Raw genomic sequence first — 13,480 nt, forward strand, 5'->3', positions numbered from 1 at the left:
GGCCCATGTCTGTCATGCCTGGATCAATACCCGGGGGCCAACAGATGGGTCATGCCTCGTTGGCAACAGCCGCCTGCTGCGATGGCTTCGCGTCCGCCGCCATGCCCTTGGCCGCGACGGCGATGGCCGCGAGCACGGATGGCACGGCCAGGATGCTCAGGATCGCGCTCATGCCCAGGCCCAGCTGCAACAGCGTGCCGCCGGCAACGGCGCCGAGGATGCCGCCAAAGCGCCCGATGCCGAGCATCCAGCCGACGCCGCAGGCGCGGCCCTGCGTTGGATAGAACGAGGCGGCCAGCGCCGGCATCGAAACCAGGCCCGCCCCCATGAACAGCCCGGCGACCGGCGTCAGCATCGTCAGGTATGAGCCACTGCTGGCGTGGCCCATTGCCAGCGTAAACACGCCGGCAAAAAAATAGGCCACACCGATCACGCGGTGCGGATCGATGCGGTCCATCAGCCAGCCACATGCCATGGCGCCCAGCGTGCCACCCAGCGGAAACAGTGCCGCGATCAGCGCCGCCTCGGCCGGGGTCGCGCCGGTTTCGTTGACCAGCGTCGGCATCCAGCTCGTCACCAGGTAGAAGACCAGCACGCCCATGAAATAGGTCGTCCAGAGCATGAAGGTGCCCATCCGGTATTTCTGCGACAGGATCAGCCCGAGCGGCGAGCGCAGCTTGTCGGCGTGGTCATCCGGCAAGGTGAAGCGCGATGCCTGGAATTGCGCGGAACCTGCGATGCGCCGCAACACCGAACCGATGCGCTGCGCCGGCCAGTCGCGCAGCACCATGAACCGGATCGATTCCGGCAACGCCAGCACCATGACGGCAAGGACCAGCGGCACCACGCCGCCAACGACAAAGACGCTGCGCCAGCCGAATTCCGGAATCATCACCGCGGCAAGGAAGCCGCCGCCCGCAGCACCCAGCGTGAACCCGCAAAACATGCTGTTCACCAGGAATGCGCGGCGCCTGGCGGGCGCATATTCGGCCAGCAGTGTCGTCGCGTTGGGAATGGCTGCGCCCAGCCCCATGCCCGTCAGGAAGCGCCAGCCGGACAGCTCGACCGCGGAAGCCGCCGTCGCGGTGGCCAGGCTGAACAGGCCGAAGACCGCCACCGATACGCCCAGCACGGGCTTGCGCCCGAACCGGTCGGCAAAGGGCCCGGCGATCAGCGCGCCAAGCGCAAGCCCAACCAGCGAAGCGCTCAGCACATTGCCCATCGCCAGCTTTGAAACGCCCCACTCCCTGGTCAGCGACGGCGCCACATAGCCGATCGCGGCGGTGTCGAAGCCATCCGCCACCACCACCAGGAAGCAGACGATAAGAATCATCCATTGGTAGGGAGAGAATCTCTGGCTGTCGATGAACGCCTGGACGTCAACCGTCCCCGGCGAGCTGGATTGCTGTGGTTTCATGCGCGTTGTCTCCATTGTCTGTCATGCAATGATGATCGTCATATCAAAGGGCGAACGATCGCAGCGGCCATGACGTTCCCCACGCCGCTCGCCGCGCGATTCCTGCAATGCCCCCGCTGATGTATCCAGCGTCTACATGCTAGTCAGGCGATGCGGCAGGGTCAAGGACGATCACCCCGCCACGGCGTTGGTGCTATCCCTAGTGAAGGAGGTGGCGTGAGTCCCTCGGCAGCCACATTTCCCGGCGCGGCGGGCAGACTTCGGGAAGCGCCCGATGCAATGACGATCGTAATGCTATATATTGCAGAGACTCACCTGCCGTTGCCGTCTCCCGATCATGCGCTACTCGCTCGACCAGAAAGCTGAAACCCACAAGCACATCGTGAAGGCCGCCTCGACGCAATTCCGCAAGCATGGCGTCAACGGCATCGGCGTTGCGCAGCTGATGAAAAGCGCCGGCCTCACGCATGGCGGCTTCTACGCGCACTTCGAATCCAAGGACGCGCTGGTGGCCGAGGCCATCGACGCGGCCTTCGACCAGACCATGGATTTCCTGAAGGATGCGACCTCGGTGGCCTCTTCCCGGCAGCGCAGGCAAGCCGTCGTCCAGGCGTATGTGAACAGGAAGCACCGCGACAACCCCGGAGCGGGCTGCGCCATCGCGGCACTCGGTGCCGATGTGTCGCGGCTTGACGCGAAGACGCGCAAGCGCTTCGAGGCGCGCGTGACAGCGCTGGTCGATGCCATCGCCGGGAGCGATGACGAAGCTGCGCGCAAGGACGCCATCGTTACGCTGGCGGCCATGGTCGGCGGGATGGTGCTGGCGCGTTCGGTCAGGTCGCAAGCGCTGTCCGGCGAAATCCTGGATGCAGTCCAGGCCGGGCTCCACGCCGGCCTGTAGGCGAGCGCCTACAGCACCCGAGCCGACATGAGCCAAGCCCGCTTCCTCGCGATGCCCTGTCCCGTGGCACATGCATCGGCAGTATTGGGCGAGCGCTGGGTCATCCTGATCCTGCGCGAAGCGTATTACGGGTCGACACGGTTCGAGGAGTTCCAGCGCCGGCTCGGCATCGCTTCCAACATCCTGAGCGCCAGGCTGCAGGCGATGACCGATCATGGCCTGCTGGAGCGCAGGAGGCTCGAGGGCAGCACGCGTTGCGCCTATTTCCTGACCGACAGCGCGCGCGATTTCCTGCCGACGTACCTGAGCCTCAAGGCGTGGGCGGAGCGATGGGTCGCGGAACCCAAGCGGCGCGCCAAGCGCTTCGTCGACAAGCAGACCGGCAGCGAGATCGTGGCGCCGCCGTTGTCGCGCGCCGATGGCTCGCCGATCGTCTTCGATGACATCCAGGTCATCGACGCCCAGGTACGTTAGCGGCCCCTCTGCGGTCCTTTTGCAGCCCGCCCGGTAGCTGGCACGCCTGCGCGCCGCAACAAGCGAACACGCGACGGGTTGGCGCTAATATTGAGGCCTGACGAAACCGCGACCCGCATTTTCATGACCACCACCACCAAGCGCCCGGCCCGCCAGAGCTATCACCATGGCAACCTGCGGGAAGAAATGATCCGTTGCGGCCGCGAGATCCTCGCCAGCCAGGGCGTCCATGGATTGACGCTTCGCTCCGCGGCCAAGCTCGCCGGGGTCTCGCACGGCGCGCCGCGCAACCAGTTTTCCGACAAGGAGGGCCTGCTGGCCGCGATCGCTACAGAAGGGTTCCGGGAGCTGGTCGCGGTGCGGCGCGCCCGCCTGTCGCCCGAGATGGGCGCCGAGGCCCGGCTGCTGACGATCATGGATGGCTACATCGAGTTCGCCGTCAAGCATCCCGCGCTGTTCTACCTGATGTTCGGGCCGCAGATCGAGGATAAGGAGCGGTATCCGGAACTGCTGGAAGCAGGCAGCGCTTCTTACCAGTTGTTGTCGGGAGCCGTCCAGGACTACTTCCGCGAGAACGGTCTTGCCGAGCAGTTCGACGACATGATGGTGCGCTGCGCCTGGTCGGCCATGCATGGCGTCAGCATGTTCTTCAGTGCCAGGCCAACGGGGCCCAGCCCGCGCCCGCGCGTGGCGCTGGCCCAATGGCGGCAGAGCGTGCAGCAGTTCGTGCTGACCGGCCTGCTGGCAGCGGGCCATAAGAAAAAAGCCGCGGCGGCCGACGAGGCCGCCGCAAGCAAACCGAAGGCGAGGTCACGCAGCGCCGCGCAGACGTGACCTCTCCCTCGGGAGACTCAGGTTGTGCCCGGCGCCTTCAGCGCATCGGCAAGCGCGCGCTTCAGCATCACCCGGCCCAGTTGCAGCCGGTATGCCCCATCGGCAAAGTTGTCCTCCAGCGGGGGCACGTTGGCGAACGCGGCTTCGACGATGTCGTCGACCTTGTCCGGCAGGTCCGCGAAGCTGCCTTCCAGCAACGCCCCGGCCTCCCAGGCGCGGAATGCGGTATCGGCAACGCCGGTGATGGCAATCCTCCCCCAGGTATAGCCGTCCTTGCCGATGTTGATCGCAACGGCCGCCGCGGCCACCGCATAGCCCGACGACGGATGGCGGAATTTGCGGTAGCCAACCCGTGCCGGCGCCGGCAATGGCACATGGATGCGCGTCAGGATTTCGTCCGGCGCGACCGCAGTCGCCATGAAGCCGGCAAAGAACTCCGGCGCCGGAATGCGCCGGCTCCCGTGTGCGCCGACGACTTCCATCTCGGCGTCCATGGCAAGCACGACAGCCGGCCAGTCCGCCGACGGATCCGCGTGCACCAGCGCGCCGCCGATGGTGCCGCGGTTCCTGACGGTCGGATCGGCTATCACCGCGGCGGCCAGCGGGAACAACGGCGCCAGCTGCTTCAGTTCCGCGCTCGCCTCGAGTTCGGCGTGCGTCGTGGCGCTGCCGATGGAAATGGTTTCCTCATGGACCGCGATCCCACGCAGCTCGGGCAGTCGGCCGATGTCCACCAGCAGTGCGGGCCGCGCCAGCCTGAGCTTCATCATCGGCAGCAGCGTGTGGCCTCCGGCCAGGATCTTCGCCTCGGGATTCTGGACCAGCAGGGAGAGTGCCTGCTGCACGCTGCCGGCCCTGAGGTATTCGACTTCGTAGGGAATCATGTCGCGCTCCGGCTTTGTTGGATGGCACGCCAGACCTTCGGCGGCGTCAGCGGCATATCGAGATGGGATATGCCGAATGGCTTCAGTGCATCGCAAACCGCCGCCACCACCGCGGGCGGCGCACCGACGCAGCCCGCCTCGCCGATGCCCTTGACGCCGATCGGATTCGACGGCGCCGGCGAGACATGGAAGCCGGTGCGCATGCGGGGGATCTGCTCGATGCGCGGAAAGCCGTAGTCGAGCAGCGAACCGGACAGCAACTGCCCGGCATCGTCGTAGCTGGCTTCCTCATACAGCGCCTGGCCGATACCCTGTGCGATGCCGCCGTGCATCTGGCCGTGGCAAAGCATCGGATTGATCAGGACCCCGACGTCGTCGACCGCCACATAGTCGAGGATCGTCACGACGCCCGTCTCGGCATCGACTTCCACAACCACGGCATGGCAGCCATTCGGCGCTCCCAGGGCGACCGGCTCATAGAAGACGCGTTCATCCAGCCCTGCTTCAAAATCGCGGGGCAGCTTGTGCGCAAGGTATGCCATTCTTGCAACCTGCGAGAACGGGATAACGGTGGGATTGGCTGCGCTCGAGAAACGGCCATCTGCATAGTTCACTTCCTCTTCCGGGACTTCCAGCATGAAGGCGGCGATGCGCCTGGCCCTGGCCAGGATCTTGCCCGCTGCCATGTAGGCGGCACTGCCGCCCACGGGCATCGAGCGTGAGTTGAACGTGCCGTGGCCAGCCAGCACGCGGTCGGTGTCGCCCTGCACGACGTCGATATCTGCCATCGGCAGCTGCAAGGCATCCGCGACGATCTGCGCGAAACTGGTGGCATGGCCGTGGCCCTGCGGCATCGAGCCGCTGAACAGCGTGACCTTGCCATCGGAGTGCACGCGGATATGCGCGCTTTCCCAGCCGCCGCGGTTGAACCCGACCTTTTCCAGCATCGGCGAAATGCCCATGCCGACCAGCTCCAGATAGCAGATCACGCCAATGCCGATATATCTGCCCTGCTCGCGCAGCGCCGCCTGCTGCTCGCGCCAGCGCCGGTAGCCGATCAGCTCGGTTGCCTGGTTCAGGCAGGCTTCGTAATCGCCGGAGTCCCATTTGCCGCGCGCGCCGTCGTGCGGCAGATATGGGAACTGGTCGGGTTGCACCAGGTTGCGGCGCCGCAGCTCGACCGGGTCCAGGTCCAGTTCGCCCGCCACGGCGTCCATCAGCCGCTCGATGATGTATGCGGCTTCCGGCCGGCCGGCGCCGCGGTAGGCGTCGACCGGCGTGGTATTGGTCGTCACCAGGTTCACTTCCACGTCGACCGAGGTAATCCGGTAGTTTCCCGTGATGTAGTTGGCCGTGTTGACGGTAGGGATGCCCGTCGCCATGTTCGACAGGTAGGCGCCGAGGTTGGCGTACGAGCGCAAGCGGATCCCCAGCACCTTGCCGTCGCTGGTGACGGGGGCTTCCACATACTCGGTATGCGCACGGCCATGGGTGGTCGCGACGAAGTTCTCGCTGCGCGTCTCGGTCCAGCTCACCGGGAGCCCGAAATGCCTGGAAGCGAACGCCACCAGCACCTCTTCCGCATAGAAGTGCATCTTCGCGCCGAATCCGCCGCCGATATCGGGTGCCACGATCCGGACCCGGTGCTCGGGCCAGCGCAGGGTTTCCGCCAGCCAGCGTCGCGACATGTGCGGGACCTGGGTCGGGACGATAAACGTGAGGCGCTCGTCGGCCGGGTCGAAGTTTGCGCACAGGGCGCGGGGTTCGAGCGGGCTGGGTATCAGCCGCTGGTTGACCAGCCGGATCGATACGACGCGGTCGGCCCGTTTCAATGCGTCCTCGTAGCTGCCGCCCTTGAGCCGGAAAGTGCCGATGTGATTGCCCGGCACGTTATCGTGGAGCTGGGGCGCGGAGTCCGCCAGCGCGGCTTCCGCATCGACGACCGGCGGCAATTCCTCGTAGCTCACCGAGACGAGTTCGGCCGCATCCGCCGCGATTTCCCGGCTCCCGGCAACCACCATCGCCACGGCTTCGCCGACGTACCGCACGCGCTCCGCCGCGAGGGCCGGATGAGGCGGCACCCTGGAATTGCCCACCACCCAGTTCGGCCGGATGTCGCCGACCTTGCCCTCGATATCCGCGTAGGTCAGCACGCCAACCACGCCGGGAAGCGCGCGCGCGGCCGAGGTGTCGATGCCGGTGACGCTGGCGTGGGCATATGGCGACCTGACAAAGGCGGCGTAGACCATGCCAGGGAACCGGTGGTCGTCGGTAAACCTGCCCTGGCCACTCATCAGCCGCTTGTCTTCCCGTCGCGTGACCGACTTGCCGATATACCGGGTCGTGCTGCCGTTCAGTGCTTCGCTCATCTGGAGGCCTCCGCTTGCATCACGGCCTGCGCTTCCCGCAGCCTGGTCGCGGCGAGCAGCACCGCATCGACGATGTTCTGGTACCCGGTGCAGCGGCACAGGTTGCCATGCAGCGCCTCCCTGACATCGGCCTCGGCCGGCTCCGGCTGGTGCCCGAGCAGCGCGCGCGCCGCCAGCAGCATTCCCGGCGTGCAGAAACCGCACTGCAAGCCATGCAGTTCGTTGAAGGCCTGCTTGAGGGCGTCGGTCGTGCGGTCATGCTCCATTCCCTCGATCGTGCGCAGTTCACAGCCGTCGGTTTGCGCGGCCAGCACCGTGCATGACTTCACGGTCGAGCCGTCCAGCAGGACCGTGCAGGCGCCGCATTGCGACGTATCGCAACCGATATGGACGCCGGTCAGGTGCTTCTGGTCCCGCAGCATATGCACCAGCAGCCGCCTTGGCTCGATCTCGGTCACACCGGTCACGCCATTGATGGTGTTTTCAATTTTCACGGTCGCCTCTGTGTCTCCGTTATCACCTTCAGCATCAGTCGACGCGATGCGTATAGTATTACGATCATCATACTAAAGGTCAAAAAATTTTTGGTGCACTACGCTCCATCCGGAAGCTTGCTCAGGAAGACGCTTCAAGGGAGGCACTTCGCTCCATCTCCTGCGTGACCAGCCGCTCAAAGCGGGAAAAGAACTCCGCGAGGAACTTGTTCGCCACGGAACCCACCAGGCGGGATCCGATCTGTGCGAGCTTTCCGCCGATCTGGGCGACGGCCACGTAGTGCAGCGAGGTCCCGCCATCGGCGTCTTCCAGCCGGACATCGGCGCCCAGCTTGCCGTATCCCGCGACGCCACCGCTGCCGTTGCCTTCGATGTGATAGCCGATGCCTTCTTCGTGGCCGGAAAAGCGGACGGTTCCCTTGAAGCGGGCCTTGATCGGCCCGACTGCCGCGACGATGACCGCGTCATAGCTGCCATCCTCCGCTTGCCCGTACTGCTCGCATCCCGGCAGGCACTGCTGCAACGTCGCGGGATCATTCAACCGCTTCCAGACCTCTGCCCTGGAAGCATTGATTACCTGTGTGCCAGTGAACTCCAATATCTGCTCCTTTCGGCTGCTGCGATGTCGTCACCGCATGGCCGGACGCTCAATGTATCCAGCGTCTATATCGTAGGGAGCGCATCGGCCAGCGTCAAGGAACGGGACGCCATTTGCCCCTAGTGCTAACCCCTAGCGCTCCCAATCGGCTGGCGCCGCGATGCCAACGCTTTGACGGGGTGGTAAACCCGACCTTGCCCAACGACTCCTTGACGCCGTTGCAACGGCAATCCTAGGATGTAGACAGTGGATACACTGGGTGCCCGCGCCTGACCGCACTGGCGCAACCAGGCAAGCGAAGCATCCGGCCTCTCACGCTTCCGATTGCGGTCCGACGCAACCACAGGCGCCTAAATCTATCCACTGTCTATATTCGATCCGGCGGGCCGTCAACGCCCCCTTCCATCCACTCCAAAGGAGAATCCATGTCGCGTGCAGTGATCGTTTCGTTTGCCCGCACCCCGATCGGCAAAGCCACCCGGGGCGCATTCAACATGACCCATGGCGCAACCATGGCGGGCCATGCCATCCAGCATGCCGTCCAGCGCGCGGGAATCGACGGCGCTGAAGTCGAGGACATCATCTTCGGCTGCGGCCAGCCCATCGCCGCAACCGGCGGCAACGTTGCCCGGCAAGGCGGCATCCGCGCCGGCCTGCCGGTCTCCGTCAGCGGCACCACCCTGACCCGCTTCTGCGCCTCCGGCCTGCAGGCGGTCGCGTTTGCCGCGCAGCGCGTGCTGATCGACAAGGTGCCGGTGATGGTGGCGGGCGGCGTCGAATCCATCAGCCTGTCGCAGCCGGTCACGCTGAAGGTCGCCCAGCAGGAGGCGTGGCTGGCGAAGCATCGCCCCGACGTCTACCTGCATATGATCGATACGGCCGAAATCCTGGCCGAGCGCTATGGCATGTCGCGCGAGCGCTCCGACGAGTTCGCCCTGCGCAGCCAGCGGCTCACCGTCGAAGCACAAAAGGCAGGCCGCTACGCCGACGAAATCGTCCCGCTGGCAACGGTGAAGGCGGTGAAGGACAAGGTGACCGGCGAGACGTCGACGGTGGAATGCCTGCTCGAGGCCGACGAAGGGGTCCGTCCCGACACCACGGTGGCGGGCCTGGGTGCGCTGCCCGCCGTGAAGGGCGAGGGCTACCAGGTGACGGCCGGCAACTCCAGCCAGCTGTCCGACGGCGCCGCGGCGCTGGTGGTGATGTCCGAGCGTGAGGCCGAACGCCGCGGCCTGGAACCGCTCGGCTACTTTGTCAGCCTGGCCACCGCCGGCGTGGAACCGGACGAAATGGGCGTCGGCCCGGTGCGCGCGGTGCCGCGCCTGCTGGAGCGCAACGAGCTTTCCATCGACGACATCGACCTGTGGGAGCTCAACGAAGCCTTTGCCTGCCAGGCGCTGTACTGCATCGACAAGCTCGGCCTGCCGCTGGAGCGCGTCAACGTCAATGGCGGCGCCATCGCCATCGGCCACCCCTATGGCATGACCGGCGCGCGCCAGACCGGCCACATCCTGCTCGAAGGCCGCCGCCGCAAGGCCAGGTATGGCGTGGTGACCATGTGCGCCGCCGGCGGCATGGGCGCAGCCGGCCTGTTCGAGTTCATCCACTAAGCACCCCATAGCAATAACGGAGACACCGATGACCGACATCACCGAGTACGACACCGTCTTCATCGACCGCGACGGCCCCTGCGCCGTCGTCACCATGAACCGGCTGGAGAAGTACAACGCGCTGAACACGGGACTGCGCAGCGACCTTTACGCGGCACTGTCGTCGCTGATGGCGGACCGGACGGTCCGCGGCATCGTCCTCTGGGGCGGCACCAAGGCCTTCGTGGCGGGCGGCGACATTCCCGAAATGCTCGCGCGCCGGCCGATCGAAGCCTTCGTGCCGACCAGCGGCGCGCCCGACCTGTGGGCGCTGATCCATCACAGCACCATCCCCGTGATCGCGGCCATCGCCGGACCGTGCTTTGGCGGCGGCCTGGAGCTCGCGATGGCGTGCGACCTGCGCGTCGCCGCGGACAATGCCCTGATGGGCCAGACCGAAACCAACGTCGGCCTGATCCCGGGGCGTGGGGGCACGCAGCGGCTGACCCGGCTGGTCGGCGCGACACGCGCCAAGGAAATGATCTTTACCGGCGAAATCATCAAGCCCGACGAGGCCTACCGCATCGGCCTGGTCAACAAGGTGGTGCCCGCGGACGAACTGCTGGCGGAAGCCAAAGCCTACGTGCACCGCATTGCCGAGAAGTCGCCGCACTCGATCGCGATGGCCAAGCTGATGATCAACAACGGCCAGGACGCCACGCTGGATACCGCGCTGATGCTGGAACAGCTGGCCTTTGCCACGCTGTTCAGCACCGAAGACATGCATGAAGGCGGCGAAGCATTCCTCAACAAGCGCCGTCCGGTCTATCGCGGAGTCTGATCATGACGCAGCTCACTACACGCGTGCAGGCAGCCGCCGACCTGGTGCAGCCAGACCCCTACCGGCCGAGGCTGACGGTGACGGCGCTTGCCGATATCCGCCGCTTCGAGCAGACACCGCTGGCCGAGCGCCGCCTGCCCGACAGCACCTATGAGTTGCTGCGGCTGGCGCGCGACCGCGCGCCGGAGGCGCCCGCCCTGCACTATTTCACCTCCGGCGACGAACTGGCGAAGTCGGTCACCATCACCCATGCGCAGATGTTCGGGCGCATCACGCAGACCGCCAACCTGCTGCACTCGCTCGGCCTCGGCGCCGGTGACGTGATCGGGGTGCTGATGCCGGTGACGCCGGAATCGCAGTACGCGATCTGGGGCAGCGAGGCCACCGGCATTGCCTGCCCGGTCAACTGGATGCTCGAGCCCGAGATCATCGCGGCGCTGCTGCGCAACGCCGGCGCCAAGGCGGTGATCGCCTACGGTCCCGACCCGGATATCGAAGCCTGGAACAAGGCCATGCTGGTGCGCCGCGAATTGCCCGGCGTGCAGCACTGGATCAAGGCGGGCGGCGGCAAGGCGAGCGAGCCGGGCATCGTCGACCTGGACGCCGCGCTCGAGCGCTTCGACGCCGAGTCGCTCGACAGCCAGCGCGTGTTCTCCCCGGGCGACACCGCTTCGATGTTCCATACCGGCGGCACCACCGGCACGCCCAAGCTGGCGCTGCACACCCATGGCAATGAAGTGGCGATGGCGTGGATCAGCGCGATGCAGATCGACGTGCAGCCCGAGGATGTCCGCGTCTGCGGCGTGCCGATGTTCCACGTCACCGGCGTGCTGACCAATTGCCTGATGCCGCTGGCCCGCGGCGCCTCGGTGGTGATGCTGACGTCCAGCGGCTGGCGCGATCCCTCTGTCATCCGCAACCTCTGGCAGATCGTCGAGCACTTCGGCGTCACCGCGCTCGGCATGGTGCCGAGCGTGGTCAACATGGCGCTGAATATCCCGGTCGGCGACGCCGACATCAGCTCGCTCAAGGCGGCCAGCTGCGGCACCGCGCCGTTGTCGGTGGCCGTTGCCGAAGCCTTCGAACGACTGACCGGCGCGCTGATCTTCGAGGGCTACGGCCTGACCGAAGGGACCGCGCTCAGCGCCACCAACCCGCGCTATGGCCAGCGCCGCATCGGCTCCATCGGCCTGCCGATGGCCTACCAGGAGATGAAGGTCGTCAAGGTGGTGGACGGGCGCATCCAGCGCGACTGCGCGCCGGGGGAACCCGGTATCGTGGTGGTGCGCGGTCCCAACATCTTCGCGGGCTACCTGAATCCCGAGCAGAACAAGGGCATCTGGTTCGACGGCGGCTGGTTCAATACCGGCGACCTGGGTTATGCGGACGAGGACGGCTACTTCTGGCTGACCGGGCGGGCCAAGGACCTGATCATCCGCGGGGGCAACAATATCGACCCGCGCATGATCGAAGAGGCGCTGTATCGCCATCCCGAGGTCTTCGATGCCGCCGCGGTCGGCCTGCCTGACGCACACGCCGGGGAGCTGCCGGTGGCGTATGTCGCGCTCAAGCCGGGCAGCACCTACCCGCTCGGCCGGATCAAGCACTACGCCTATGAGGTGATCCCGGAACGCGCCGCCGTGCCCAAGCAGTTCTACCTGGTCGATGCCATTCCCAAGACCGCGGTCGGCAAGATCCAGAAGAATGCGCTGCGCAGCGACGCCGTGCTGCGGGCGCAACGGCAGATGCTTGCCGAGGTCAATGCGCAGTCGCCCGTGCCGCTTGTCGATATCCGCATCGACGACCGGGGCGATCAGGGGCTGCTGTCCACGCTGGTGCTGCCGTCCGCGCTGAGCGCCGAAGAGCGGGAGGCCGCGGTCGCGAGCATCGACAAGGCCTTCACGACGCTGACGATCAAGTACGCGGTGGTCTACGAATAGTCCGCAGTCCGCCCGGCAGCTCTCACCAGAAGCAGTGCCTGCCGGCAGCCGCCCCATCGCGGGATGCGCTGCCGGCCAGCACAATCCATAGAGGAGACAACCATGACTATCCAGCTATCGCGCCGGCGCCTGCTGCAAACGGCCTGCGGCGCCGTGCCGGCCATGCTCGCGCCATCCTGGCTGCGCGCCGAAGGGACCTATCCGGGCAAGCCGGTTGTGGTCAAGGTCGCATTTCCCGCCGGCGGGCCGGCCGATGAGTCGATCCGCGCGGCAGCCGTCGTGATGAAGCGAAGCCTTGGGCAGAACGTCATTGCCGACAACCTGCCGGGGGCGAGCGGCTCTATCTGTGCCATGAACGTGCTGCGCGCCGCCAACGACGGCTACACCCTGCTGGGAACGACCGGCATCGACTTCCTGGTCGCGCCGCTGACCATCGCATCGGCCAGGTATGCGCCGGAGAAGTTCAAGCTGGCGGGCTTCAGCGGGATTTCCGACTTCATCCTGGTGTCGAATCCCACGTTGTCGTTCAAAAACGTCGACGAGGTCATCGCCTACGCGAAGAACCCGAAGAACCGCCCGTTGTCACTGGCGCACTGGGGCCCAGGCTCGGCACCCCACCTGGTCGGCGCCGACTTCCAGGCCCGTACCGGCGTGCGCTTCCTGGAAGTCCCGTACAAGGGCGCGGCACCGGTCACCAGCGATATCGCGGGTGCGCAGGTAGACCTGACCTTCATTCCGATGGGCGGCCCGACCTACGGCATGATCAAGTCCGGCCGCTTCCGGCCGATCGGCGTCGCCAGCAAGGCACGGCATCCGTCGCTGCCCGATGTGCCGGCGCTAGCCGAAACCAGCGGACTTGCCGACTTCGAGTACAGCCAGTGGGCAGGGGTGCTGGCGCCGCCGGACACCCCGGACCCCGTGGCGGCACGGCTGGTGGAAGCCATGAATGCCTGGGTGGGCAGCCCGGAAAACCGCACCCGGCGCTCCGTCAACCTGCAGCGCGCGATCGAGCCGATGACGATGGCGCAGGCACAAGCCTTCCTGAGCACCGAACACGCCAAGCTGACCCGTATCGCCAGGAGCCTGAAGCTCGCCGGCCAGTAGGTCGGACAGTAATGCCCGGCGGCAATGCCGGGCAG

At 66.1% G+C, this 13,480-nt stretch carries 12 protein-coding genes; 7 read left to right on the plus strand and 5 right to left on the minus strand.

Annotation, left to right across the window (positions count from 1 at the left end):
• Positions 1 to 49: 49 nt before the first annotated feature.
• Complete coding sequence (locus tag E0W60_RS19430) at positions 50 to 1,417, minus strand: MFS transporter (protein ID WP_135705307.1); 1,368 nt, start codon at positions 1,415 to 1,417, stop codon at positions 50 to 52.
• A gap of 337 nt (positions 1,418 to 1,754) precedes the next feature.
• Here E0W60_RS19430 and E0W60_RS19435 point away from each other — a divergent pair, with 337 nt between their 5' ends.
• The 3 genes from E0W60_RS19435 (at position 1,755) to E0W60_RS19445 (ending at position 3,626) form a co-directional block, all read left to right on the plus strand.
• Entirely contained in the window at positions 1,755 to 2,318 is a 564-nt protein-coding gene (locus E0W60_RS19435; RefSeq protein WP_135705308.1) for a TetR/AcrR family transcriptional regulator, read from the plus strand.
• A gap of 27 nt (positions 2,319 to 2,345) precedes the next feature.
• Complete coding sequence (locus tag E0W60_RS19440) at positions 2,346 to 2,792, plus strand: winged helix-turn-helix transcriptional regulator (protein ID WP_133096219.1); 447 nt, start codon at positions 2,346 to 2,348, stop codon at positions 2,790 to 2,792.
• 123 nt (positions 2,793 to 2,915) lie between these two features.
• The gene (locus tag E0W60_RS19445; protein ID WP_133096220.1) at positions 2,916 to 3,626 is read left to right on the plus strand and encodes a TetR/AcrR family transcriptional regulator; all 711 of its coding nucleotides are present in this window, start codon (positions 2,916 to 2,918) and stop codon (positions 3,624 to 3,626) included.
• A gap of 17 nt (positions 3,627 to 3,643) precedes the next feature.
• On the opposite strand, the gene E0W60_RS19450 is transcribed toward E0W60_RS19445, so the two are convergent.
• The 4 genes from E0W60_RS19450 to E0W60_RS19465 form a co-directional block, all read right to left on the minus strand.
• A complete protein-coding gene (locus E0W60_RS19450; RefSeq protein WP_133096221.1) occupies positions 3,644 to 4,510 on the minus strand; it encodes an FAD binding domain-containing protein in 867 nt (288 codons plus the stop codon).
• Positions 4,507 to 6,879 (minus strand): xanthine dehydrogenase family protein molybdopterin-binding subunit, encoded by a 2,373-nt coding sequence (locus E0W60_RS19455; protein WP_135705309.1) that lies wholly within the window; start codon positions 6,877 to 6,879, stop codon positions 4,507 to 4,509. The genes E0W60_RS19450 and E0W60_RS19455 overlap by 4 nt, the downstream gene beginning before the upstream one ends.
• Positions 6,876 to 7,373, minus strand: coding sequence for a (2Fe-2S)-binding protein (locus E0W60_RS19460; RefSeq protein WP_135705310.1), 498 nt, complete (start codon positions 7,371 to 7,373; stop codon positions 6,876 to 6,878). The genes E0W60_RS19455 and E0W60_RS19460 overlap by 4 nt, the downstream gene beginning before the upstream one ends.
• A gap of 121 nt (positions 7,374 to 7,494) precedes the next feature.
• Positions 7,495 to 7,971 (minus strand): SRPBCC family protein, encoded by a 477-nt coding sequence (locus E0W60_RS19465; protein ID WP_133096224.1) that lies wholly within the window; start codon positions 7,969 to 7,971, stop codon positions 7,495 to 7,497.
• 425 nt (positions 7,972 to 8,396) lie between these two features.
• On the opposite strand from E0W60_RS19465, the gene E0W60_RS19470 reads away from it, so the two are divergent.
• From E0W60_RS19470 to E0W60_RS19485, 4 genes are all read left to right on the plus strand, one after another.
• Positions 8,397 to 9,581: an acetyl-CoA C-acyltransferase gene (locus E0W60_RS19470; protein ID WP_135705311.1), complete on the plus strand. Its 1,185-nt coding sequence runs from the start codon at positions 8,397 to 8,399 to the stop codon at positions 9,579 to 9,581.
• Between the two features lie 28 nt (positions 9,582 to 9,609).
• Complete coding sequence (locus tag E0W60_RS19475) at positions 9,610 to 10,401, plus strand: enoyl-CoA hydratase/isomerase family protein (protein WP_135705312.1); 792 nt, start codon at positions 9,610 to 9,612, stop codon at positions 10,399 to 10,401.
• A gap of 2 nt (positions 10,402 to 10,403) precedes the next feature.
• The gene (locus tag E0W60_RS19480; protein WP_135705313.1) at positions 10,404 to 12,341 is read left to right on the plus strand and encodes an acyl-CoA synthetase; all 1,938 of its coding nucleotides are present in this window, start codon (positions 10,404 to 10,406) and stop codon (positions 12,339 to 12,341) included.
• A gap of 102 nt (positions 12,342 to 12,443) precedes the next feature.
• On the plus strand, positions 12,444 to 13,445 hold the full coding sequence (locus E0W60_RS19485; protein WP_135705314.1) for a tripartite tricarboxylate transporter substrate binding protein: 1,002 nt from the start codon (positions 12,444 to 12,446) through the stop codon (positions 13,443 to 13,445).
• The last annotated feature ends 35 nt before the right edge of the window (positions 13,446 to 13,480 follow it).

This window comes from Cupriavidus oxalaticus (assembly GCF_004768545.1).
In the GTDB taxonomy this organism is placed as follows: Bacteria; Pseudomonadota; Gammaproteobacteria; order Burkholderiales; family Burkholderiaceae; genus Cupriavidus; species Cupriavidus oxalaticus_A.